This window comes from Bacillus niameyensis (assembly GCF_001375535.1).
GTDB classification, from domain to species: domain Bacteria; phylum Bacillota; class Bacilli; order Bacillales; family Bacillaceae_C; genus Lederbergia; species Lederbergia niameyensis.
In genome coordinates this window covers 2,578,580-2,603,409 of the sequence record NZ_LN831197.1, presented here as the reverse complement: position 1 = coordinate 2,603,409, position 24,830 = coordinate 2,578,580, and the positions used below count along the sequence as shown (strand labels likewise).

General features: G+C 39.1%; 26 protein-coding genes. 17 read left to right on the top strand and 9 right to left on the bottom strand.

The features are described from left to right. Positions 1–521: 521 nt before the first annotated feature. Positions 522–785, bottom strand: coding sequence for an alpha/beta-type small acid-soluble spore protein (locus BN1243_RS12255; protein WP_062107219.1), 264 nt, complete (start codon positions 783–785; stop codon positions 522–524). A gap of 218 nt (positions 786–1,003) precedes the next feature. Beyond that, positions 1,004–2,239, bottom strand: coding sequence for an IS110 family RNA-guided transposase (locus tag BN1243_RS12250; RefSeq protein ID WP_062104226.1), 1,236 nt, complete (start codon positions 2,237–2,239; stop codon positions 1,004–1,006). A gap of 439 nt (positions 2,240–2,678) precedes the next feature. Here BN1243_RS12250 and BN1243_RS12245 point away from each other — a divergent pair, with 439 nt between their 5' ends. The 5 genes from BN1243_RS12245 to BN1243_RS12225 all read left to right on the top strand — a co-directional run bounded on the left by BN1243_RS12245 (position 2,679) and on the right by BN1243_RS12225 (position 9,270). Further along, on the top strand, positions 2,679–3,962 hold the full coding sequence (locus BN1243_RS12245) for an alkaline phosphatase (protein WP_062107217.1): 1,284 nt from the start codon (positions 2,679–2,681) through the stop codon (positions 3,960–3,962). A gap of 91 nt (positions 3,963–4,053) precedes the next feature. Continuing rightward, positions 4,054–5,106, top strand: a complete 1,053-nt coding sequence (locus BN1243_RS12240; protein ID WP_062107215.1) for a mechanosensitive ion channel family protein — start codon at positions 4,054–4,056, stop codon at positions 5,104–5,106. A gap of 214 nt (positions 5,107–5,320) precedes the next feature. Beyond that, entirely contained in the window at positions 5,321–6,436 is a 1,116-nt protein-coding gene (locus BN1243_RS12235) for a CdaR family transcriptional regulator (RefSeq protein ID WP_062107214.1), read from the top strand. 99 nt (positions 6,437–6,535) lie between these two features. Further along, positions 6,536–7,948 carry a glycolate oxidase subunit GlcD gene (glcD, locus tag BN1243_RS12230; RefSeq protein WP_062107211.1) on the top strand — a complete coding sequence of 471 codons (1,413 nt, stop codon included), beginning with the start codon at positions 6,536–6,538 and terminating at the stop codon, positions 7,946–7,948. After that, positions 7,948–9,270: a (Fe-S)-binding protein gene (locus tag BN1243_RS12225; protein WP_062107210.1), complete on the top strand. Its 1,323-nt coding sequence runs from the start codon at positions 7,948–7,950 to the stop codon at positions 9,268–9,270. Before glcD ends, BN1243_RS12225 begins: the two co-directional genes overlap by 1 nt. 64 nt (positions 9,271–9,334) lie before the next feature. Here the strand turns inward: BN1243_RS12225 and BN1243_RS12220 are convergent, their stop codons facing one another. Further along, entirely contained in the window at positions 9,335–9,874 is a 540-nt protein-coding gene (locus tag BN1243_RS12220; RefSeq protein WP_062107206.1) for a hypothetical protein, read from the bottom strand. Between the two features lie 120 nt (positions 9,875–9,994). Here BN1243_RS12220 and BN1243_RS12215 point away from each other — a divergent pair, with 120 nt between their 5' ends. After that, positions 9,995–10,606 carry a TetR/AcrR family transcriptional regulator gene (locus tag BN1243_RS12215; RefSeq protein WP_062107201.1) on the top strand — a complete coding sequence of 204 codons (612 nt, stop codon included), beginning with the start codon at positions 9,995–9,997 and terminating at the stop codon, positions 10,604–10,606. A 25-nt stretch (positions 10,607–10,631) separates the two neighbouring features. On the opposite strand, the gene BN1243_RS12210 is transcribed toward BN1243_RS12215, so the two are convergent. Genes BN1243_RS12210 through BN1243_RS12200 form a run of 3 tightly spaced genes read right to left on the bottom strand, consistent with a single transcriptional unit; the run spans position 10,632 to position 12,404 of the window. Next, a complete protein-coding gene (locus tag BN1243_RS12210; RefSeq protein WP_062107193.1) occupies positions 10,632–11,534 on the bottom strand; it encodes a DUF4097 family beta strand repeat-containing protein in 903 nt (300 codons plus the stop codon). Positions 11,535–11,536: 2 nt separating this feature from the next. After that, complete coding sequence (locus BN1243_RS12205) at positions 11,537–12,088, bottom strand: DUF1700 domain-containing protein (protein WP_062107191.1); 552 nt, start codon at positions 12,086–12,088, stop codon at positions 11,537–11,539. Next, a complete protein-coding gene (locus tag BN1243_RS12200) occupies positions 12,081–12,404 on the bottom strand; it encodes a PadR family transcriptional regulator (protein ID WP_062107189.1) in 324 nt (107 codons plus the stop codon). Before BN1243_RS12200 ends, BN1243_RS12205 begins: the two co-directional genes overlap by 8 nt. A gap of 168 nt (positions 12,405–12,572) precedes the next feature. Here BN1243_RS12200 and BN1243_RS12195 point away from each other — a divergent pair, with 168 nt between their 5' ends. Further along, positions 12,573–13,487, top strand: a complete 915-nt coding sequence (locus BN1243_RS12195) for an aminoglycoside phosphotransferase family protein (protein WP_062107187.1) — start codon at positions 12,573–12,575, stop codon at positions 13,485–13,487. Between the two features lie 28 nt (positions 13,488–13,515). Here BN1243_RS12195 and BN1243_RS12190 read toward each other — a convergent pair whose 3' ends face one another. Further along, positions 13,516–14,667 carry an MFS transporter gene (locus BN1243_RS12190; protein WP_062107185.1) on the bottom strand — a complete coding sequence of 384 codons (1,152 nt, stop codon included), beginning with the start codon at positions 14,665–14,667 and terminating at the stop codon, positions 13,516–13,518. 306 nt (positions 14,668–14,973) lie between these two features. On the opposite strand from BN1243_RS12190, the gene BN1243_RS12185 reads away from it, so the two are divergent. The 3 genes from BN1243_RS12185 to BN1243_RS12180 all read left to right on the top strand — a co-directional run bounded on the left by BN1243_RS12185 (position 14,974) and on the right by BN1243_RS12180 (position 16,275). Next, positions 14,974–15,309, top strand: a complete 336-nt coding sequence (locus BN1243_RS12185) for a PadR family transcriptional regulator (RefSeq protein ID WP_062107183.1) — start codon at positions 14,974–14,976, stop codon at positions 15,307–15,309. Beyond that, positions 15,296–15,433 (top strand): hypothetical protein, encoded by a 138-nt coding sequence (locus BN1243_RS22110; protein ID WP_407638856.1) that lies wholly within the window; start codon positions 15,296–15,298, stop codon positions 15,431–15,433. Before BN1243_RS12185 ends, BN1243_RS22110 begins: the two co-directional genes overlap by 14 nt. 86 nt (positions 15,434–15,519) lie before the next feature. After that, positions 15,520–16,275, top strand: coding sequence for a DUF1129 family protein (locus BN1243_RS12180; RefSeq protein WP_062107181.1), 756 nt, complete (start codon positions 15,520–15,522; stop codon positions 16,273–16,275). On the opposite strand, the gene BN1243_RS12175 is transcribed toward BN1243_RS12180, so the two are convergent. Next, on the bottom strand, positions 16,176–17,285 hold the full coding sequence (locus tag BN1243_RS12175; RefSeq protein WP_062107179.1) for a nuclease-related domain-containing protein: 1,110 nt from the start codon (positions 17,283–17,285) through the stop codon (positions 16,176–16,178). The genes BN1243_RS12180 and BN1243_RS12175 overlap by 100 nt on opposite strands. Positions 17,286–17,324: 39 nt before the next feature. After that, on the bottom strand, positions 17,325–17,660 hold the full coding sequence (locus BN1243_RS12170; RefSeq protein WP_062107178.1) for an MGMT family protein: 336 nt from the start codon (positions 17,658–17,660) through the stop codon (positions 17,325–17,327). A gap of 73 nt (positions 17,661–17,733) precedes the next feature. Between BN1243_RS12170 and BN1243_RS12165 the strand changes: the two genes are divergently transcribed. The 7 genes from BN1243_RS12165 (at position 17,734) to BN1243_RS12135 (ending at position 24,745) form a co-directional block, all read left to right on the top strand. Then, the gene (locus BN1243_RS12165; RefSeq protein WP_062107176.1) at positions 17,734–18,048 is read left to right on the top strand and encodes a cupin domain-containing protein; all 315 of its coding nucleotides are present in this window, start codon (positions 17,734–17,736) and stop codon (positions 18,046–18,048) included. Between the two features lie 19 nt (positions 18,049–18,067). Beyond that, positions 18,068–18,769, top strand: coding sequence for a response regulator transcription factor (locus BN1243_RS12160; RefSeq protein WP_062107174.1), 702 nt, complete (start codon positions 18,068–18,070; stop codon positions 18,767–18,769). Beyond that, positions 18,766–19,743, top strand: coding sequence for a sensor histidine kinase (locus BN1243_RS12155; protein ID WP_062107172.1), 978 nt, complete (start codon positions 18,766–18,768; stop codon positions 19,741–19,743). Before BN1243_RS12160 ends, BN1243_RS12155 begins: the two co-directional genes overlap by 4 nt. A 100-nt stretch (positions 19,744–19,843) precedes the next feature. Further along, positions 19,844–20,614 (top strand): ABC transporter ATP-binding protein, encoded by a 771-nt coding sequence (locus tag BN1243_RS12150; protein WP_230200190.1) that lies wholly within the window; start codon positions 19,844–19,846, stop codon positions 20,612–20,614. Next, entirely contained in the window at positions 20,589–22,493 is a 1,905-nt protein-coding gene (locus BN1243_RS12145; protein ID WP_062107170.1) for an ABC transporter permease, read from the top strand. The genes BN1243_RS12150 and BN1243_RS12145 overlap by 26 nt, the downstream gene beginning before the upstream one ends. Positions 22,494–22,590: 97 nt before the next feature. Beyond that, a complete protein-coding gene (locus BN1243_RS12140; RefSeq protein ID WP_062107168.1) occupies positions 22,591–23,526 on the top strand; it encodes an ABC transporter ATP-binding protein in 936 nt (311 codons plus the stop codon). Then, positions 23,516–24,745, top strand: coding sequence for an ABC transporter permease (locus BN1243_RS12135; RefSeq protein ID WP_062107166.1), 1,230 nt, complete (start codon positions 23,516–23,518; stop codon positions 24,743–24,745). The genes BN1243_RS12140 and BN1243_RS12135 overlap by 11 nt, the downstream gene beginning before the upstream one ends. Positions 24,746–24,830: the final 85 nt, after the last annotated feature.

Here is a 24,830-nt window from a genome sequence, read left to right as displayed (position 1 = left end):
GCTGAAGCTAGCCAAATAAAAGCGTAAGCGCATTGCTCATCGACGTACAAACTTTTGTGTTAAGGATGAACGGCTAAAGGCGCGCCGTCCTGGCGCAACGCCGTTCTGACCAACATCCTGTTGGCCCGAGATAAAGGAAACACGGCGAAGCATGAGCTGATGTTGACTTATCGTAGGAAGAAGCGTAGAAGTTTGCTAGTCGATATGCGCTGAAGCTAGCCAAATAAAAGCGTAAGGCGACGTTTAGCGACGTACAAACTTCTATGTTAAGGATGAACGGCTAAAAACGCGCCGTCCTGGCGCAACGCCGTTCTGACCAACATCCTGTTGGCCCGAGATAAAGGAAACACGGCGAGGCACGAGCCGATGTTGACTTATCGTAGGAAGAAGCTGAAAGTTTGCTAGTCGCTGGAGCCTGAAGCTAAACAAAAGAATAAAAGCTATCTAAGGCCGGTTGAAGAATGGATCAACCGGCCTTTTACGTTGTGATTATTCGACAAAATTCGGGGCGTGCCGGGCACTTAAAGCTTTTCCTTGGCCATTTTAATCATTTCTTTTACCATGTTACCACCAATAGGCCCACCGATTTTTCCGGCTTGTTCCGAGGTAAGCTTTCCATTGTATCCCTTTTGTAAGGGGATACCTTGCTCCTTCGCAATTTCATATTTCACATCATCTGGTTTGCTAGGGTTAACGTTATATCCCTTGTCCCTCATAACATTCACTTTAAGTTGATCAAGCTGAGCGCGTGCTTCAGGTACTAAGATTTTATTGTTTTTTCCCATTACGATTCCTCCCTTTCAAGAATAGGATTTGTTTAATTGATAAAATTCAATCGGGAATTTTATCCCATCCTTTAGACCTGCGGTAATATGTCAAGCACAAAATAATTAGTTATTTGGTTATCAAGGATCAAATATCTGAAAAAAGGCAGCACTAAACTAGACCAGTAAATTTTTGGTATTTACTGGAATTAGAGAAAGGATTTATTAGCGCATATGCGTCATATATTTACGCTCCTTTTCGGCGTGTAAATTTGGTGATTGCGTAGTAGCGCATCGACCAAACGTACAAATTTTCTTGCGGTTAGAACGAGTGCCCTTTTGTGCTGATGTTTCGGTACTTCTTTGTATTTCTTCGCGTAGTATTCTTGATACTCGGGAATGTGCCTTCTTACTGAGTTGGCGGCTTCAACTAAGTAATATCTTAGGTATTGATTTCCGTTGCGCGAAAGGGAAGTATCATCCGCAGTAAAACGTCCAGATTGATGTTTTCGCCAGTACAGACCTGCATATTTGGCTATTTTCGTTTCATCTTCAAAACGGTCAATTTGACCGATCTCAGCGATAATACCAGCTGTGAATACAGGTCCTACACCAGGGATGGATTGAAGGGTCTGAGTCTCTTCTAAGCCAGCCATGATGCGTTCAATGGCCTTTTCAATCTCCTTTACTTGCTTTTGAAGCGTTCTAATCACTTCAATGGATGTACCAAGGAGAACGTCGATTGAATCTTCGACTACCTTATCTAGGCGATACGAAGAACGGACGGCCCTTTGGATGGATTTCGCTACACATTCTGCGTCATTGAATCGGTTTTTTCCTTTTTCCTGAAGGAAACCGGCTAAATCTTCTAATGGCATTTGTGCTAGTTCATCTAGGCTAAATTTTTCTGAGAACATTTCCATCATGGCGTTCCCGAAAACGGACGAATCCACCTCTTGAGAAAAGGTATTACATTTAAAACTTAGGTGCTGTAAGAAATGTTGTTTCTCTTTCGTCACTTGATGGATGAGTTGGTAACGGGAACGAGTCAATTGTTGTAAGGCAATATACTGTTCTTCCTTTACCACGGACATGGAATTACGCCCAAAGCGAAGATAGTCAGCTATCACAAAAGCATCAATCTCATCTGTCTTATCCATATCCGTATAGCTTTTCTTAAAATTGGCAATCTGTTTGGGATTCATGACAAAAACCTTTGCGCCAAGACCTTTTAGTGATTCATCGTTATGCAAAAACATGGAAGGGTGAAAACTATAGACAGACGTAGATTCTAAACCGATTTTTAATGCTTGAATATTATTGTTTGTGGTGCAATCTAGAATACGGTCTCGTAGTTGTATGGCACCTGGAAGATCGTTAGAGACGGTAAAGGATGTAAGCTTTTCTCCTTCATCGCCTAAGATACAAACTTTTATATCAAAAGAACTAATATCTAAACCAACAAATAATTTCATGGGTTGTCCCCTCCTTTCAAATTAGAATCATTGGTATTATTCTTGGATGCCCTGAGATATCTCTAGTGTGAACGCCGACCAGCAACCTCGTGTATCAGAACTTACCCTGATTCGAAAGCCGCCCTAGAGCTACTATCCTCTAGGTTCGAGATTCAGGGAGAACAGCCTGCGAGTAGGAAGCACCGCACGTACACTGAGAAACAGTCTAAAAATGTGGTTAAACCCACAGGAGGAAAAAGAATTGTCCCAAATGATCCTATTCTCATTATCTAGAAATATCTCGGGACATCCAAGAAATTTGAATAAATTATTACAGGAAAAATAGGAAATTATGGGCTCTTAAAAAGGAGCCTAAACATAATATACGAGAAAGGAAAGAATAAGAAAAACTCTCTGTGAAAAAATAAGGAGGAGATTAGAATCGTAAAGGAGAGTAAAAATGAAAAAGGTTTCTGCCGCATTTATAGTTTGGCTACTTGTCTTTACGACTTTTCTAGGCCATTCATCTGTTCAAGCTAAAGAAGCACACGTAAAAAATGTGATTTTTATGATTCCTGATGGATTTTCTACAGCCTATGCAACAAGTTATCGATGGTATAAGGGAGAAAAATCGTTAATGGATGAAATGCTAGTTGGAATGCACCGAACCTATTCAGCTAATTCGGCCGTTACCGATTCTGCAGCTGGAGGAACAGCTATGGCAACCGGTCAAAAAACGAATAATGGGATGATCGCGACAGCACCGACTGGCGAAAAGTTACCGACCATCTTGCAAGCTGCAAGAGCAAATGGAAAAGGTACAGGCTTAGTAACAACGACAACAATTACTTACGCAACTCCCGCAGCATTTGCTTCTCATGTGAAAAAACGTACAGATGAGGCTAATATCGCTCCGCAACTAATTAGTAATAAAGTTGATGTCTTACTAGGGGGCGGAAAGAAGTTTTTCTCGGAATCCTTACTCAAAAAAGCCCAAGAAGAAGGTTATCAATTAGTAACAGATCAAAATATGCTCCGTAAGACAAAGGTAGAGAAAAAGATTCTCGGTCTTTTCTCTGAAGAAGCACTTTCACCTGAATTGGATCGCCATTATACAGATCAACCAAGCTTAGCGGATATGACAATGAGAGCGATCGATCATTTAAAGAAAAAGAAGAAAGGCTTTTTCTTGATGGTGGAGGGGGGACAAATCGATTGGGCAGGTCATGCGAATGATCCAGTCTGGGCAATGAAAGACATTGAAGCCTTTGAAGAAGCTGTTAAAGTTGCTAAGCAGTTTGCCGAGGAAGATCAGAATACATTAATTGTTATTGCCGGCGATCATGATACAGGTGGATTTTCAGTAGGTGGATATAATCGATATGCAGCAAATGTAAAAGTTCTTCGAAAGGTTAAGGCGACAGGTCAATTTATCGCAAACCAGTTGAATCAGGATCGGAGTAATAGTAAAGAAGTGATGAAAAAATATACAGGTTTGAATTTAACAGCGCAAGAAATGAAAGAGATTCAAACATCTGCACAAGCAAAATTAGCCGTTAATAAAATAATATCCAAAAGGGCTCTAATCGGTTGGACAACTCATGAACATACAGGCGTTGATGTCCCAGTCTATGCTTTTGGGCCAGGCTCAGAACAATTTAGAGGATTACAGGAAAACACTGATCTGCCAAGAATTATGGCTAAATTAATGAATTTATCATATCCCTTTGAAAAAAACTCTTAATCAAACGTTTGATTAAGAGTTTTTGTACGTCTCATATTTCTTCTTTTCTAGATTTTCCCTATATGATAGCATGTATTTAGGAGGTTTTTAGATGTTTTGGAAAAATTGGGAGCAATATTCTTATTATGAAAACGTAAAGCTAACAGTTATTGCGATAGTTATCTTTTTATTGTTTATTTTTTTAAGAAAGATTTTCGCAAAATATGTATTTGCGATTTTATTACGATTAACACAAAAAGCGCCTGGTGAATTATTTACCTCCATTGTAAAAGCATTTGAAAAACCGATGCAATGGCTCTTTATTATTATCGGTATTTATATTGCAGCAGGTTACTTTCCATACTTTGAGAAAAGCAGTTTGCTGTTTCTTCATCTAGTACGATCGTCAATTATCTTTTTAATAGGATGGGGATTATTTAATTTATCTAGTTCAACTTCTTTATTTTTTGAAAAAGTGAACGAGAAAACGAATGTTAATATTGATAAAATACTCATTCCAATCCTTTCAAAAGCGGTAAGAGTCATTATTGTTGTAATCATTGTTGGAATCATTGCAGATGAATTTAATTACAACATAAATGGATTTGTGGCTGGCCTTGGTTTGGGAGGATTAGCCTTTGCACTTGCAGCTCAAAATGTATTAACAAATTTATTAGGTGGAGTTGTCATCATTACTGAAAAGCCGTTTACGATTGGTGATTGGATTTCAACAACTGTAGTCGAAGGAACAGTGGAAGATATAACGTTCCGGAGTACGAAAGTCCGCACCTTTGATCAAGGTCTTGTAACAGTACCTAACTCAACTTTAGCTAATAATCCTATCACAAATTGGAGTAAAATGGGGAAACGTAGAGTATCCTTTAATGTACGTTTACCTCACGATACCGATGTAGATAAGGTTCAATTTGTTATCGGTCAGATTAAAGAAATGCTCCAGAACCATCCAGGAGTTCACCACGAAAAAATCTATGTCATTTTTGATCAATTTAAAGAAAACGATTTGGATGTAAAGTTGGACTTTTTCACGAAAACAACAGAATGGGAAGAATACTTAAAGGTGAAGGAAGATATTAATTTACAGACTTTAAATATTCTTCAAATTGAAGAAGCAAAACAACAAACCGAAGAATCGGCAGGGAATTAGAAGAAGTGTGGTTAGTCGCCACGCTTTTTTTGTCCAGCTCCAGCGCCTATCGACTAGCAAATATCTACGCTTCTTCCGTCGATAAGTCATCATCGATTCGCCTGAAGGCTCATCGTGATTCCTTTATCTCGGTCAGAAGCTTCGATATTTGTACGTCGATGGACAGGCGCTTGCGCTTTTCTTTATCGACTGGAGAAAAGGGGGGATGTTCCACATGTTATCCACGATTCTTGCTCATAAAATAATAGATGAGGCGAAAAAATTAATCGATAAAGACCTCATTATTGTGAAAACGGATGGTAAAATCATTGCCAGTTCAGAAGAAAGTCGAATGGGGAATTTCCATGAGGGCGCGAAGATTTGTGTACAAGAAGAAAGTAAAATCATCATTACAGATGAGGACGCTTTGACATTAGAAGGTGTAAGGGCAGGAATTAATTTACCGATCATGTTCCACGGCAAAGTTATCGGTGTAATTGGTATCACAGGGGAACCTAATCAAATATTGCCTTTTGGAGAGCTATTGAGGAAAATGACAGAGTTATTAATTAGCGAAAGTTACTTCTCTGAACAGATCCAATTACGAATGAGGATGGTTGAATCCTTTGTGTTGGACTGGATTCAAGGGAACGAGTGGACGGCCGAGTTTTTGGAACGTGCTCACGTGTTAAAAATTGATTTAACCGTAAAGCGTTGGCCAATTTTTATAAAAGTGAATCAACAGCCAGCTATGCTTTTTGATAGCCTTCGCCAATTAGAACTTGTTTGGGGACAATCATCGGAGAAGGATATGATAGTTCAATGGGGAGATGGTCGTTTTTTACTCCTGCCTGAATATCAGAGTGTGGAAAAGACGGAACTTTATCAAAAACTAAAACAGGTTAAATCTTATTTGAAACAAAGATGGGATCTATCTGTCCTCATCGGAGTGGGACAAATTGTTGAAGGCAAAGAGTTGGGAAAAGGAGTCTCCCTTGCTGAAAAGGCATTATTAGTTTCTAAAAAATCCAATAGCATCGTATTTGAGGAGGATTTACGTTGGGAAATTTGTTTACAAGAGGTAAGGAACTCAACTAAGGACGAGTTTATTAAAAGAGTCATACAAAAACTGCTTGATCAAGAGGAATTGCTTATAACGCTGAAAGCTTATTTTGCAAATGAACTCTCTATTAAGAAAACAGCAGCATTTTTGCATATACATATTAATACACTGCATTATCGTATCAAGAAAATTGAAGAAAATACTCAACTTGATTTAAAAGTTGTCGATGATCTATTTAATCTTTATTTAGCTCTGCAATTTTTGGATGAATATACAAAGGATGATTAAAAAGGCAGACTGATTTTATATGTAAATCTATAGTAATAACCCCGCCATTTTTTTATGATGAAAGGGAGAGAATATAGCTTAATTGAAAGGTTGTTATAAATGATTTCAGATATGTTAAAAGAAGCATTTTCCTCCATTGTCGGTCAAGAAAATGTAATTGATTCGCAGGCTGGAAGACTTGTATATTCATACGATGCGACGCCGAATTATCAGTCCATGCCAGATATAGTCCTTGCACCAAGATCGACACAAGAAGTTGTGGAAATTGTAAACGTTTGCCGAGAAAACAAGATTCCCATTGTTCCACGTGGTTCAGGATCTAACTTATGTGCGGGAACTGTCCCTGTTCAGGGAGGCATTGTACTTTTATTTAAACATATGAACGAGATACTTGAAGTGGATGAGGAAAATTTAACGGTCACTGTTCAGCCGGGATTGATTACTCAGGACTTAATTCAAGCTGTTGAAAAACAGGGATTATTTTATCCGCCTGACCCGAGCTCTATGAAAATCTCAACGATTGGTGGAAATATTAGTGAGAATTCTGGAGGATTACGCGGATTAAAGTATGGGGTGACCGCAGATTATGTGATGGGGTTGGAGGCGGTTTTAGCCAATGGCGAGGTAATCCGCACAGGCGGAAAGCTTGCGAAGGATGTTGCAGGTTATAATTTAACCCAGTTGTTGGTCGGATCAGAAGGTACACTGGCGATTGTGACAGAAGCGACACTCAAACTTATTCCGATGCCAGAAACAAAAAAGACGATGCTAGCTTTATATCAAAATATTGATGCCGCAGCCCGTTCTGTATCAAAAATAATTGCTAATAAGATCATTCCAGCGACATTGGAATTTTTAGATCAGCCAACATTAAAAGCAGTTGAGGATTTTTCACAAATCGGACTGCCAACCGATGTTGAGGCCGTTCTCCTGATTGAACAGGATGGACCAGCAGAAGTGGTAGTACGTGATATTGAAAAAATGGCTACAATTTGTAAAGAAGAAGGAGCGGTGTCTGTTCAAATTGCTGCATCGCAACAGGAAGCAGAGGCTTTAACAACTGCACGCAGAGCGGCTTTATCCGCTTTAGCGAGGCTGAAACCGACGACAATTTTAGAAGATGCAACAGTACCGAGGTCGGAAATTGCTAATATGGTGAAAGCGATCAACGAAATCGCCGAACGCCATCAAGTAGATATTTGTACATTTGGTCATGCAGGCGATGGGAATCTTCATCCAACATGTCCAACAGATGTACGTGATGCAGATGAAATGGAAAGAGTAGAAGCAGCATTTGCTGATATTTTTGATAAAGCGATCGAGCTTGGTGGAACGATCACGGGTGAACATGGAATAGGTATGGTGAAAGCACCATACTTAGAATGGAAAATTGGAGCGCAGGGGATGGCTGTTATGAAAGGAATTAAGCATGCCTTCGATCCCGATAGTATTTTGAACCCTGGTAAGGTTTTTACGGAGAATGTTCGTAAACGACTGGTGGTGGCAAAATAATGGAGATGACAGCACGGGAACGAGCAATTCAAAAGGACTTTAGCGAAAGAATGGATGAGTCTGAGCTACTTAACTGTATGCGCTGCGGTTTTTGTTTGCCTGCTTGTCCGACCTATATCGAGACAGGATTTGATGAAACCCATTCTCCCCGGGGTCGGATTGCTTTAATGAAGGCCGTTCATGATGGGTTAATTTCTCCTGATGACGAAGTGGAAAATTCATTGAATGTCTGCCTTGGTTGCAGGGCCTGTGAACCTGTTTGTCCTGCAGGAGTTCAGTATGGGCATTTACTAGAAGAAGCGCGAGATATATTTAATGAGCATACTCATCATTCAATGCCCGTGAAAGCTGTCCGTAAGACCGTATTCGATGACCTTTTTCCACATCATAATCGCATGGTTAATACAGTAGGAATGCTGCGGTTTTATCAAAAGAGCGGCTTGCAAAAAGTCGCTCGTACAATCGGGTTTATGAAACTCTTTCCGGAAAATTTACGTGAGATGGAACGGGCTTTGCCAGAGGTGCCTAACCGCCGTTCAATGAAGAATCGTCCAACGAGTGCCCCGGCAGTTGGAAAAGTAAAAGCAAAAGTCGCCTTTTTTTCAGGCTGTCTCATGGATACAATGTTTTTAGAAACAAATAATGCAACGATTAAATTGTTACAACGCGCTGGCTGTGAGATCGTTATACCAAAGGAACAAGGATGTTGCGGAGCGTTACACGGACATAGTGGTGAAAAAGAAAAGGCAAAGGCGTTAGCAAAAAGAAACATTGAAGCATTTGATCAGTCGGAAGCTGACTATATTATTGTCAATGCTGGTGGTTGTGGTGCATTTTTAGTAGATTACGGACACTTGTTGAAGGATGACCCTGAGTATGCGGAAAGAGCAAGGGTGTTTAGCGCTAAAATGAAAGATATTACACAAATTTTATATGAGTTAGATTTTCATAAGCAAATTCCTCTTAAGGTAGATCCGCAAATTATTACGTACCAAGATTCTTGTCATCTACGGAATGTGATGAAAACTGCTTCAGCCCCGCGTGTATTAATGCAGGCGATCGAAGGAGCAGAATACCGAGAGATGGAAAAAGCCGATAGCTGCTGCGGCTCTGCTGGTATTTATAATATCGTTCAACCGGAAATGTCTATGAAAATATTGGATCATAAAATGGAAAAGGTAGTTGCAACAGACGCTCATACGATCGTCACAGCCAATCCTGGTTGTTTATTGCAGATGAAGTTAGGTATCGAGCGGGAGGGTCTAGGAGACCATGTTCGCGCTGTGCATATTGTCGATTTATTACTGGAAGCTTCTGAGTAGCGTAGTTCGCGCCGATCGCCCGTGGTGATCGGCGCGAACGGGTTTAAAACATCGCTCCTATAAACTACGCCTTCGCTCGCTTCGGCCAAATAAAATTAGAAAGAGCAATCAGGAAGTCAATTCCTAAAATAAGCGACCATAATTTCCAAAATCCATCTAATACTTCAGTTCGAGGAGCATCCTTGATTAAGAAAATAAGTCCAAGTAAAAAAAAGCTTCCAATCACATAGGCCAGTACATGCTGTCCCCAGCTTTTAAAATAGTGCCTTGCATAGTCCATCCCGTATAGTTTAAGCGGTTTGGGTCCTTGCTTGACGATATAATAGCGAAATCGTTCATCTGCCCATCGAATCATACTTTTTCCAAATGCCAATGATACACCAATATAAATCGCTGCAATTCCATGTGCTGAGGTTGCAGTAGCCCCATTGTATAAATCAATACTTGTCGTAGCTAGTAAAATTAAGTCAATCACTGGGGTTAAAGTGAGAAAGAAAAAGCCGAGTTTTTCCCTTTTTAATAGATACCTAGTGACAAATCCTAATAAAATGACAATCCAAAATCCAATCTCAGCCGCAATAATCATCCAAGCAACAAAATTCATTTTCCAGCCCCATTTCAATACACCTGTACTAATTAGGGTTAAAATATAACATGATTTTTATTTTAATACAACTGTATTTTTAAAATTGTCTCAGCCTATTTTTCTTGATAAAATAGGACTATGCCTAAAATTGTTGATCATGAAAAAAGAAAGCAAAATATAGCAGAAGCGACTTGGAGAGTCATTCTAGAGCAAGGCATGGAAGGAGCAACTGTACGAAATATCGCCAAAAAAGCGGGCTTGTCATTAGGAGCCTTGCGTTATTACTTTTCCACTCAAGATGAGTTGTTTGTTTATGCGATGAAGTTGGTAAAGGAAAATGCAACAGCTCGCATCAATGAGATTGCTCTAAGTGATGTGCCTCCATATGAAAAAGTATTTAATATCCTATTGGAAATTGTTCCGATTAATAAGGAAACAATGGCGGAAATGGAAGTTTGGTTCGCCTACGTTTTTTATACGAGACATAAGGAAGATGTATTTGATGCCAAGAAGAATGAGCTTTTTAGAGGGATGGAAAAGCTTATCGAATATTTGGATCAACATCAGATCTTGCGACCCAGCCTTGACAAAGTGTTGGAAGCTGAGCGATTGTATGCACTTATTGATGGACTTGCCTTACATGCACTTTTAGAACCACAAAGAATGAGCAAGGAGCGGATCGTGAATTTAATCGAATACCATTTAAAAATGATTTGTGTGAGGGAATTAAATGAACCGAAGAACAAATGACTTGTTCTTCGGTTTCCATTAACCATTATTTTTTCTTCACAATAATATCCCCAGTAGTCGTTTCAAGCTGAAAAAGAATGCCAGAATCACTATTATTGATGAATTGTTTCTTTTGACCAAAGATTAAAATATCACCATTGCGAGTAGCTGTATTGAACTGAATGTCTTCGGGGAAATTCTTTGCTTGAACAAAAATATCTCCCGTTGTTGTTTCGCCAGTCATTGAACCTTTAATCTCATCATTCTGGAGAGTGAGATCCCCAGTCCGTGTTTTCGCTTGAATATCCCCTAAAACCTTTCTCAACAGAATATCGCCTGTTGTTGTTTTGGCATTAACCATTGAACCATCTATATTGGTTAGGACGACGTCACCTGTGCGTGCTTCTGCTGATGTGTCTCCTTTTACTTCATCTAAAAGGATATCTCCAGTCGTAACTTTTACAGCGAGCTCGTTAGATGTAATGTTTTTTGCGACAATATCCCCCGTCGTTGTCGTTAGTTTAATGTTTTTTCCAGCCAATTTTTGAACATAAGTATCCGCTGTAGTTGCAGTAACATGAATCGATTCGTACTCTTTTTCTGGAATGAATACTTTTATTTTCGGAGAGGGATTAAATCCGAAGGAAATCCATTTTCTTTTCTGCTTGTCAGCCTTAATGGTTAAAGTCTCACCTTGACGGTCGATCGTAATCTGTTCATTTGTCTTTTCAGCGTTACGTCCAACTACCTCAATCTTAGCTTGTTCCTGAACTGGAATAAGTTCGATATCTGTATTGGTCACATCGATTTGGATAGAAGTAAACGAAATATCGTCTATTTCAGTTGTAATCGCTGCCGACTTTTTAGTCGTAGTTGCAAAAGTTGCAATACTTCCGATCACTCCGATCACGATTAGTAATAGTGCGACAATCGAGATCTTTTTAATCATGCTCATTTCCCGCCTTTCACAACAGAGACATTATATTTTAAATAACGAAACGTTAGATTTTTAAAGTTAATTGTGACGTAGTACATCCCAATTGAGATGAAAAAACCAAGCCCGCAAAGAGCAAGTGACATAAATAAGTCAAACCATTCGAATGTTCCAGGATTAAATATGGCATTAACGAATACGAGTAACGGACTAAAAGTAAAAGAAACTCCAATCGCCCAGCCTCCGAATAAAAGACCAATCAAGGCAAGAAATGGACCAAGAACAAGGACTAAATTGACAAAACCTAGCCCAATAACAGACCATACGGCGCGAAAAATACTACCTGTAGATTTGGATGTTTCCATTTTATCGATATGATAATCCGCTAATATTTCTTTAGCTAATTGTTTTGGTGAGCCTAACGAAGCGGCGATTTCATCTTCTGATTTGCCTTCTTCCATTCCAAAATCAAAGTGATCTTCATAATCTTGCATAATATCGCCTTTTTCAATAGCAGTTAATGGCCGTAAATGGCGACTGAATTCTAATAAAAACTGTTCTTTAGTCATGAGCCATCCCCTCCTCGATAATCTGATCGACTCCTTTAGTAAATTGTTTCCATTCTTGTACAAGTTTGTATAAATACTCTCGACCTAGATCTGTTAACTTATAATATTTCCTTGATGGACCTTCAGTTGATTCACGTAAATATGTTGTAAAATATCCTTCTTTCGTCAATCGTCTCAGTAGAGGATAGACAGAGCCCTCCGATATCTCAATTTGATTAGAAATATTTTGAACAAGTTCATAGCCATAGCGATCTTGCTTGTCGAGTAATACAAGAACACAAAGCTCCAACACACCTTTTTTAAATTGAACATTCAAATGTCGTCACCCCATTTATATTATAATCACTACTGTTTAATGAACAGTACCTGTTGTAATATAATATAACATCAAGTACTGTTCATTGCAAGGTACTAAAAAACTTTTTTTACGGTGCGATCATTTGCTTGCTATACTATTAAGAAAAAGGAATGAGAAGGTGAATGCGTGAGTAATCAATTATCTGATCAAGTGCAGAGATGGGTGGAACAATCGATTCATCCCCAAGCAAAAATTAAATCGACTCAGCGGCTAAAAGGGGGGATGTCCTCTGTCATTCAACTGGTCAAATTAGATATTGCTGGGCACGAAAGGGAAGTAGTTTTAAGACAAGTTCATAATGAGGAATGGTTAGCTGAGGAGCCAGATCTTGCGGCTCATGAAGCGGAAAGTCTTCAGCACACTCAAAAAATTAGAATTCCAACTCCTGAAATAATCAATTTTGATATAAAAGGAGAGGAGTGTGGTATTCCGACTGTGTTAATGTCTAAGCTCGAAGGCTCCGTCGTCCTGCAGCCAACAAATCATGAAAAATGGATTGAAGGATTAGCGAGAACGTTAGCGGTGATTCATGAAGTTGAGCCTGCGGGGTTTCCTTGGTCTTACTACACATACAAAAATGTGGATAGTCTGGATATTCCTAACTGGTCTGCCTATCCGGGGAAGTGGCGGATAATAAACGAAATAGCAAGCGGACCTCGACCCACAGTGAAGGACCGTTTTATTCACCGAGATTACCATGCTGCTAATGTTTTATGGTCAGGAGATTCTGTCAGTGGTGTTGTAGACTGGGTAAATGCATGTCGAGGGCCAGCAGGCATTGACGTAGGCCATTGTCGAGTTGATTTGGCTCAACTTTACGGATTGGAAGCTGCAGATGCATTCCTATCCGCTTATCAAAAGTTTGCTGGAGTAAATTTCCAGTATGATCCATATTGGGATGTTATTTCACTTGTAGATATTCTTTTTGGACAGCCCCAAGTATACACGGGATGGACGGATCTAGGCATGACTGGATTAACGAACCAATTAATGGAAATGCGGTTAGACGCTTATATGAATAGCTTGGTTGAAAAAATTTAATAAGATGCTGGGATTATCCAGCATCTTATTACGAGGAAAGTGGCGTCCGAATGATATTCTTTTTTAAAAACATGGCTAAAGACACTAAGACGAGTAATACACCTGTGAATAAAAAGCCGCCATTGGCAGTTAAGTTTAGTAATCCAGTTACCCCTGAGCCTAAAACAACGCCAATTGAGAAGAATGCGTAAAAATATCCATAGGCTTTTCCACGATAAGATTGATCTGTCGCTTCAATCAGTAGTGAGTTAAGGGATGGGAATAAAAAGGCAAAGCCAATTCCGTACAGCCCCATAACGAAATAGAGTTGAGGTATATTTTGTCCTATACTAATTAGGAGTAAACTGAGCCCCATTATACATAAACCGAAAATGGCTGTTTTTAATGGCTGAATTTTATCAAATAAATTATTAGTTGGCAGTACAAATACGAGAATCGCCACTATGCCGAACGTACTTAATAATAATCCACTTGTTTGCGTATCCCCTCCAAGATCAGTTACTTTGAGCGGAAGCATATAAGCAACAACGCCTTGGGAAAACATTAAGAATAAAGCTCCTATAAAAGCTTTTAATGTTAAAGGATTTTGAAAGAACATCCGAACAGAAACAGGCTCTTTTTTCTCTTTTGTTTTCGAGAGGACGATTTTTGTTCGGAGAAAAATAAATGAACAGATTCCAAGAAGAAACATGAAAATAGCTGTAACCATCAATACTGTCACTTCATTTGTTTTACTAGCAATAATTCCGCTAAAGGCTGGTCCGATTACAGCAGCTAACCCGACAAATGCTCCTGAAAGTGCAGCTCCTTTTCCTTTCTTTTCATTAGTCGTAGAGTTGGCTAAGTAAGTAAAGGCTGCTGGTACGATTAATCCTCCCGCTAATCCATGAAAGAAACGTATAAATAATAATATCCATGCATCAAAGGCAAAATAATAACAGAGAAGCATGGCACCTGTTAATAAAAGTCCTGTCACCAAGATATAAAAGGGCCCTTTTTTGTCAGTCAAAAATCCAGATGCGACATTCCCGATTGTATTCGAAAAAGAGTACATTCCTACTACAAGTCCGGTTAAAAAGGGAGCTGCACCCAATGATGTGGCAAAGGGGGTCATGATTGGAAGTTGTGTAAACAAATCAAAGAAGGAAAAAAATACAATCATATAGACAAAAGCTCTCATAAAGAATCAATACCTCCATACAATAGGCTAACCCTATCATCTCTTTTTCTCTCAAAATCCGCAAGTGAATGTGCTTAATTTCACAGAGTGAAACATCTTATATCTTATAGTTATGAATATTTTTAGAGGAATATGGTACAAACTAAATTTATTCTTGACAAGTAAAAACAAACACAATATATTGTAATTAACTACTTGGCATTGTCAGGTAGTTAATTATTCGTTAGCTATTTTGCTTTGCAAGGTAGCCTTTTTTAAAAATGCTATCTTGCAAAGCAAGTTAGTTTTTAAGCGAGGGAAAAGTATATGTCGATTAGAAGCCAATTATTAAAGGGGATTTTAGATGGGTGTGTAATGGCTGTGATTGAAAAGGAACCTGTTTATGGATACGAACTTTCTAAAAAGCTCCAAGATATTGGCCTCCACGATGTAAGTGAAGGAACAATTTATCCAGTTTTATTGAGGCTTCAGAAAAATGGTTTGATTCGAGGCGAAATGAGGCCATCTGATGTGGGACCAAATCGAAAGTATTATTTTTTAACGGTCGAAGGAGAAGAAGCACTCGCCACAGTTGCAGAAGAATGGGAACAGATTTCTGAGCCTGTTAACAAACTTTTAAAAGGAGGGAGTGGAGGTAATTGATGCTAAAAAGCTAATCGAAGAAAATAATCGGAAAAGGGAACTGCTAACGGAAGAAAATGAAAAATACTATAGTGATTTGATGTTATATATTCGAGTTCAATCCATCCTTTGGACCTTCCTTTGAATTTACTTGGTGGGCTTCAGCTGTTATAGGTGCAGGGGGTTAATTGCTTTTATTGTAAAAAGGAAATTCATGTGAAGGAGGATATTATGTTATCTAAAAAAAGTGAAAGTTTCATAGAGAATCTTCGTATGTACTTAATGACTTCCGGGAAAAACGAACAGGAAGTAAAGGAACTGACGGAAGAATTAACCGTACATTTGTTGGAAGCTGAAAAGAGTGGAAAAAGCATCGACCACATTATTCACGGCAGTCCAGAAGAATATATGGAATCCTTACGTGCAGAAATGACAACTGACTATCGAAAGTGGATGAAAATGATTCCTATTTTTCTTCTCGGAACGATGGCCTATCTCTTCATGGGACCGGCGATTCGCGGGGAATTCGAGTTGAATGTGCTCCAAATCATTGGGTTCCCGATCGCCGTCTTCCTTGGTTTAATAGTCTATATTGTTGGGTTACGTCGCGCCGGAAAGAAACAATATTCTTTAAAGAAGCTCTTCATCTTCGCAATGGTCGCATCTATTACAACAACGACTTTATTCATCGTTGTCCTATTAGGAAGTACTCTGCTCGTTGATCCGTTTTTTCAGGCGAGCCCTTTCGTAAACGGATTGATGATTGTGGCTTGTGCATTAATTTTTATCGGATTGGCCCTTTGGAGCAAAACATGGTTTTCCATTTGGATTCCAGGCATATTATTTATACCTGATATTGTCTTACGCTTTTCCAATATGGACGCCATTCAACTCATCATTCTTAGCGCAGGCTCCTTCATTCTTCTGTTCGTACTTATGATTGCGGGCCTTATTATCAAAGGAAAGAGGAGCGCAGCTGGCCGTTGAAAGGCCTGCGCTCCTAAACCCGTTCGCGATGAATTAAACCCGTTCGCGATGAAAAAGCCGTCCTTTAATAGCTTGCTAAAATTGATTTGATAGGTTCGGTTTCGTTTGCCGCCACTCCCTATGAGATCTATACTTTGTAAAATACGAGTGGCCGTTTTCATGTCGACATGCAAGAATTCGCGACAATCTTTATTTGTCATCGTATCTCCCATGATTAAAAACCACTCCATCATTGTTTGAATATGAGCGAATCGATCACGATGTTCGCATTTTAAGCAATGCCAGCCTCTCAATACTTTCTCCATACCAAGAAAATCGCATGAGCTACATCTTACCCCTGTCATAATGTCACTTTTCGGAATATCGTAGGCCAGACAAATTGGCCGGGGAATATAGGGTTCATTGCTATCTCTTAGTTCAAGTGCAAGTTGATGAAGACTCTCTTCGGATAAAATCGGCTTTTGGGGAAGCTTCCGAATAAAAGAAGAAATCTGGCTGGGGAATAGTACTTTCGTTTTCTTTGGAGCAAGTTCGACAATCTGTTTTGGATAGGCCAAAACGACGACTCCGTATACAGGAAGATAAATATTTTTGCTTGCGTACCATTCTTGCAATAATTCGCAATTTCGCCTAACTTGAGCAGCGGGACATTCGAACGCATCGATTTGACCGTTCTCCCTTATCCGAACCAACTGATCTGGGTTTTCCTGAAATCGCAACTTCCCACTAATATTTTTTGTCTCCAAAACTAATGAATAAGACAAAGTTGAAAAAATATGATCCATTTGAAAAGTTTGTGAGGTTTTGAGGGTTAGATCGTGGAGTACTCGGTAGTTCATTGGAAACGCATGACGATTAAGTACAGACTCAACCTTTTGTTCTCCTGAAATTCCGGCTTCAAGGCTCAAACTTTTAGAGGCTAAAATTGGCTGGGCATAGTGATGGGATTTTAATCGAGATGCTGAGGCCTTCACCCCGATCAATGATAATGCTGGACTTCTTTCATTCATAACGATTTAACACACCTCCGATTTTTTTCTATAAAAATCTCAGCCTTCCATCCACTCCCAATCAACATCAGCAGGATGCCATTGATAAGTGGCAAGATCAACTTTTCCATCTCGCACTAATTCCACTCCTTCCTCTTCAAGCAAAAACTTCTGCTCCTCGGCAATGTCCGGGGCTGCGATCACAATTTCTCCTTTTGCATTGACGACACGATGCCATGGCAACTGATATTTTCGGCTCATGGAATGAAGAATTCTTGACACTTGCCTTGCTCCTCTGGAGTTCCCGGCAAGACGTGCGATTTGTCCATAAGTAGCGACACGGCCATCTGGGATAGAGCGAATCACTTCTACTACTTTTTCTGTAAAAAGGTGCATCTTATTTGCCTCCAATCCTATAATAACAAGTATAATGGGTTACAAAGATGATTGAAAGAAAGAGGGATGACAATTGGAACTAATCAATGCTAAGGACCAACAACAGTTCGATGAAAATCGCTTTACGAAAATCAATCTTTTTCAAAAAGGGAAAAGTACCGCGTTTCTGCTTAACTTTTTACCTGGGCAAACCCTTCCCGCACATCCACATCCTAATGCTCATGTTTACTTGTATGTTCTTGAGGGGACAGGGATTTGTAAAATTGATGATGAAGTACAACCAATCGGGCCAAATGATGTTATTCATGCCGAAAATGAACAAATAGTAAGCATTGAGAACAATGGTAAAGAACGATTAAGTATTTATGTAGTGTTAGCAAAAGAGTAATAAAGAAGGAAGAGACAATATGGCCAAAATTATGATTGTTGAAGATGATCCAAAAATCGCTGAACTTTTACATAATAATATTGGAAAATACGGGTTTCAGGTGACATTGGTTGAAGACTTTGATCATATCATCGGCCATTTTAAAAAGGAAAGTCCTGATCTTGTATTACTTGATATTAATTTACCAAGTTATGACGGCTTTTATTGGTGCAGACAGATTCGGGCCATTTCCACATGCCCGATTCTGTTTATTTCCGCACGTGCAGGGAAAATGGATCAAGTGATGGCCCTTGAAAATGGCGGGGATGACTTTATTACAAAGCCATTCGATTACGAAGTTGTACTTGCAAAAATACGGAGCAGCCTTCGAAGGGCATATGGAGAATATGCTCCGAAAATGGAAGAACGAATCGTTGAATTAGCAGGACTCTGTTTATACTTAGAGCGGATGGAATTACATAGAGATCAACAAATTATTTCATTGACTCAAAAAGAGGCGGTATTGCTGGAAATATTAATGACCCGGTCCCCAAAACTAGCTGCACGTGAAGTTATTCTTGAGAAGTTGTGGGATGATCAATCGTTTGTCGATGAAAATACGCTGAATGTCAATGTCACACGAGTTCGAAAAAAGCTTCAAGAATTAGGTATCAGAAATGCGATTGAAACGGTACGAGGAGCGGGATACCGTCTCATTCCCAATTGGGAGCCTCATGTATGAAGTTATTTTTTCGCGAACATATCCCATTGATCATTATAAATGGGTTGCAAATGGTTATAATGATCCTCGTCTTTTGGTTGGATGGATATCGTAAAACATCATTAGTATTTTATGGACTTTTTCTAGGTAGTTTATTGCTTACGGCGTATTTAGTTTTTCGTTATCAAACACATAAAAATTACTATAAAAGATTGACAGATTCTATCGGAAACTTAGATGAGGCAATCGCAACATTAGATGCAGTACCGCTATCTGTTGCCCTTTCTAAAACTCTTAAATCCCAGCATACTCTTTATCTTAACGAACTTCATTATCAAGAAAAGCGTCGTAACGATCACTTAACTTTTATTAATCAATGGGTACATCAAATGAAAACACCATTGTCGGTGATTGAATTGATTACTCAAGAAGATGATGATGAACATATGCTTAGTATTCGAGAGGAAACAGATAAGCTGGAAAAAGGTTTGGAAATGGTTTTGTATGCGGCAAGGCTTGAAACTTTCGAACATGACTTCCATGTACAACCTGTCTCTCTTCGAAAAGTTGCGGAACAAGCGATTCGAGAAAATAAGCGCCTTTTTATAAAAAATGAAGTATATCCAGAAGTGAAGATTCAAGAAACAATCGTGGAGTCAGACGAAAAATGGCTCATCTTTATAATTAATCAATTAGTGACGAATGCTGTAAAATATTCGGCGGGAAAATCCCGTAAAGTTATCATCACAGAAACGAAAACGGAGCATGACATTACACTTATTGTCCAAGACTTTGGAATTGGCATCCCGAAAACGGATGTAAAGCGTGTTTTTAATCCCTTTTATACGGGAGACAATGGCAGACTCTATCGCGAATCGACGGGAATGGGATTATATTTAGTGAAAGAGGTTTGCGAGAAGCTAGGACACCAAATTGAAATTGAATCGACCGAAGGAGAAGGAACTATTGTAAAATTACTCTTTCACCAAGCGTGATGAAACCTTACAAATATGTAAGGTAATTGAAAGCTGAACAAATGGTTAAAAACACCCCTTTTCACCTACAATAATGATAGTTGAGAAAGGGGTTTTTTCAGTGGAAATTTTAAAAATTAAAAATCTAAGTAAAGTATACGGGGGAAAAGTCGCTTATAAAGCATTAGCTGATATAGATTTAACGATTGAAGAGGGTGAATTCGTTGGTATTATGGGACCATCAGGGAGTGGTAAATCAACTCTTTTAAATATGGTTGCTACAATCGATCAACCGACATCCGGGTCGATCATGGTCGATGGCAAGGATCCATTAAGGATGAAACATAATGAATTGGCTTTATTTAGACGCCGGCAATTAGGCTTTATTTTCCAAGACTTTAACTTACTTCCAACGTTAACAGTTGAGGAAAATATCGTACTTCCGTTGACATTGGACGGTGTAAGTGTAAAAGAGATGGATAAACGCGTTGCGGATGTTGCTGAAAAGTTGGGAATCACTGCGATTCTTAAAAAACGGATCTATGAAATATCCGGTGGACAGGCGCAAAGAACAGCGATTGCTCGCGCGATTATTCATAATCCGAAAATGGTTTTGGCTGATGAGCCGACAGGAAACTTAGATTCGAAAGCATCTAAGGCTGCAATGGAAATGATGGAAAAGGTGAATAAAGAAGATCAGACAACGATGATGATGGTCACACATGACCCAATCGCTGCAAGTTATACGGAACGGGTTGTCTTTATTAAAGACGGAACATTGTTTAATGAAATCCATCGTGGTGACAATCGTCAAGCGTTTTTCCAGAAAATCATCGATGTGCTTTCGCTGTTGGGAGGGGACTCAAATGACCTTTCGTCAATTCGCGTTTAATAATGTTTTTAGGAATAAGCGAATCTACGCAGCTTATTTCCTTAGTAGCCTTTTTTCTGTCTTAGTATTTTTTGTTTATGCTATTTTTGCTTTTCATCCTAACTTGTCAAAAGTAAATCCGAATGTAGCTGTTGGATTACATTTTGCTGAAGGCATTATTTACGTGTTTTCGTTTATTTTCGTCCTCGTTTCCATGAGTGCCTTCTTAAAGTCACGCAAAAAAGAGTTTGGCTTAATGGTTATGCTTGGGATGACGAATAAACAACTGAGACGAATGGTTTTCATTGAAAATGTTCTAATTGGCTTTTTTGCGACAGTTTCTGGAATAGCAGTCGGCCTAGTCTTTGCCAAACTCATATTAATGGCAGCTAAAAGTATCCTAAGCTTAGAGGAATCATTGCCCTTTTACTTGCCATGGCAAGCGATCATTTTAACATTTAGCGCTTTTTTACTTTTATTTATTGTTATTTCTTTCTTTACAGTTTCTATCCTTAAAGGAAATAAGCTAATCGATTTAATAAAAGGGAGTACAGCACCGAAAAAGGAACCAAAGGCATCGATCGTCCTTTCTATATTAGCAGCTCTTTTATTAGCAGCTGGATATGTGATTGCTTTAGTCGTTCGAGAAATGCAAGTGGTGGTGGCGATGATTCCTGTTACGATTCTCGTGATCATCGGTACCTACTTCCTTTTCACACAATTAAGTGTGTTTACGATCAATCACTTGAAAGGGCAAAAGAAATTGTTCTGGAAGAAAACGAATCTTGTTCTATTCTCAGACCTTGCCTATCGAATGAAAGACAATGCCCGTGCCTTTTTCTTCGTGGCGATCGTTTCAACTGTAGCCTTTTCTGCGATTGGCTCGCTTGTCGGATTTCGCTATATGTTTACAACTGCTATAGCAGCAGATAGGCCATTTGCGTTTGAATATGCGTCGAACGCTGGGAATGAGAACGAACAAAAGCATATTCAATTAATTGAAAGCAAACTAGACTCGTTTACTTATGAAAAAGGAGAAGTCCATGTAAAGAAAATATCTATTCCTAGCTTAGCTACAAAGCATATTCCGTTAATTGGTCTCATTTCTGAATCCGAATTTAATCAGTTAGCGAAAGTTGCTGGGGAATTGGATAAACAAGTTAAACTTAAAGATAATGAAACGGTTTATCTTTACTTCCAAAGCTCGGTAGGAGGTGGGACTGAACGTGACCTTGTAGAGAAAAGGACCCTTGAATTTGCTGGAGGAAAACTAAACCAAATCGCCACTTTAGGATCTAACATAATGGGTACGTATGATAATTATCTTGTGGTTAGTGACACATTTTATGATGGTATAAAAGAGTTTGAACCAGAGACTTATTACGGTTTTCAAATTCAAAATTGGAAAGATACCGCGAAGATTGGAGAAGGTCTTTTAAAAGAAATGGGAGTAAGTCAAACAGGAGGGTATAGTAAGAACTTTCACTTTTCTACCCTTGGATACGATTGGAATGGGACGAATCAAGGGTTTGGAGCCGTTCTTTTTATCGGCCTCTTTATCGGTGCAGTCTTCTTTGTTGCGGCTGGAAGCTTTCTATATTTTCGTCTTTATGCTGATTTAGAAGATGAGACACGAAAGTTTTCCGCGATTAATAAGTTGGGGTTAACAGATAAGGAACTATCGAAAATTTTAACGGTACAATTGGGTCTGTTGTTCTTTGTACCCATTATTGTAGCGCTGATTCATGGGGCAGTAGCTCTAACTGCTTTACAACATATGTTTGACTTTAATTTGTTTAAGAGCTCTGCATTGGTACTCGGGACATTCACCGCCATCCAACTAGTTTACTTCCTATTTATTCGATTTAATTATATTCGCAAAATCAAAAGTGCTATGTAGCAGAAAAGACGCATTTCTTTTAGAAGTGCGTCTTTTTTTTTTGAAACTTTTCATTACCTTCAACGTATTAACTATGAGTGGGGAAAGGGGTTATGGAATGGAACCAATTTTAACGATAGAGGGTTTAGGAAAGTCGTTTAAGCAGACTCGAATACTTAAAAATATTACCTTTGAAGTGCGTAAAGGAGAAATAATGGCCATTCTTGGGCCGAATGGTGCCGGAAAGTCGACAACGATCCGTAATATTATGGGAATCATGTATCCGGATGAGGGAACTGTTCAATTTCACAATCATCCAACTGGTGAAATTCCTCGTCATAAGATTGGCTATTTGCCAGAAGAACGTGGATTATATAAAAACGTTAAAGTGATGGATATGATTTTGTATTTGGCAGAATTGAAAGATTACCCGTTAAAAAAGGCGAAAAAGCGGGCTCTTGAATATTTGGCTAAGCTTGGATTAGAAGGGAAGGAAAATGTCTCTGTTGAGGAATTATCCAAAGGAATGGGACAAAAAGTCCAGTTTATTGGTTCGATTATTCATGAGCCGGAATTACTTATTTTAGATGAGCCCTTTTCAGGCTTAGATCCTGTGAGCCAAGAAGTTTTTAAAAAGGAAATTCAAGAATTGGCGAATGCAGGGACTGCTATTCTACTATCCTCTCACCAAATGAATATGGTTGAAGAGATTTGTGATCGATTGTTCATGATTAACCGCGGCCAAAAAGTTATTTATGGCCCGTTAGAAAATGTAAAAAATCAATATGCCAATTTCAAATGCACGATTCGTGGTAAAAATGATATTGGCTTGTTAGAACGTCTCTCTAACGTACAGCGCGTTGAGCAAAATGGAGATGTATCTGTCGTTTATTTAGCGCAGGATGTAGTGGTTCCACAATGGTTAAGACAACTTCCTGAAGAGTTGAATATTCAGGAACTATCTATTGACCGAATTTCACTTCATGAAATCTTTATCGATGTGGCAACAGGTCGCCATTCAGGGCAAGAAGGAGGCGAAGTTCATGCGAAATAGTTGGAAAGTCGCGAAATGGGAAATTAAGCGCAATATGAAAAATAAGTCCTTTATTATTTCATTAGTCATTACACCGATTATTTTTATGCTGTTTGCATTTATTCCAACACTTTTTGATTCTGATAAAGACGCAACGCAAGTTTTTATTTTAGATGAACTTAATGTCTATCAACAAGTCGAGGAAATTGTTACTGCGTCCGAATTGAATTGGGAATTGCATCAAACCGATTTAGATGAAGCGACAATGGCGAAAGAAGCGGTTGAAAATGAAAATTCGGCTTATATTGCGTTAACTGAAAAAGGGATAGAGGAAGGAGAAATCCCAGTCTATCTAAATGAGGAAGTTAGTGATGAATTTGTCTTTGAAGCATCTGTATTAGAACATCCAGTCCGGCAAATTCAGTTGACACGCATGGATTTAACAGATCAGCAAATGGAGCAAATCGGCAAGGGGGTTTCCTTGAAAGCGATCGAAACTTCGGAAGATTCTTCAGAAGGGCCAGCAAGTGAAAGCGAAGAAGCAACGGATGACATCTTTAGGCATCTTATTCCTGGAGTTGCTGCAGGGATTATCCTTTTCTCGATCGTCATTACAGGAATGATGATATTTACTTCTGCCTCACAGGAAAAGAAGGAGAAAGTAGCAGAAATTATCCTTTCTTCGATCACGCCAACTGATTTAATGCAAGGAAAAATCATTGGATATTTTGTCCTTGGAATCACTCAGGTCGCGGTTTGGCTAGCATTTCTCGTACCGATTGCTTTATGGAAAATTGATTTCCCAATATTGGAATATCTATTTGTACCGGAATTAGCTGTTATGATTGTCATTGCCTTAGCTGGATACCTTCTGTTTTCGGCTATTTTCGTCGGCATGGGTGCAACGGTCGAAGATATGTCATCGACTAGTAATTTTCAAGGGATTGTCATGATGCTTCCCTTTATACCATTTATGTTTATGGGACCTATCATCATGGATCCGAGTGGTATCATCGCAAAAGTCATGACCTTTATACCTTTTACAGCTCCAGGTGTTTTGTTAATTCGTCTCTCGATGCTAGAAGAGTGGCCGTGGGTTGAAATCATCATCGCACTTGCCGTTTTATTTGTTGCCATTTGGTTAGCTATGAAGGCAGCTGGAAAAATCTTTAAAGTTGGTATTCTCATGTACGGTAAAAATGCGACACCGAAAGAAATTTGGAAATGGTTATGGACATAATCAAGGGGGCTCCCAGCTGGAATGGCTGGGAGCTCTTTTTCTGATCTTGAATAGTGTGATGTCGCGGAATACTCTCATATGGAGG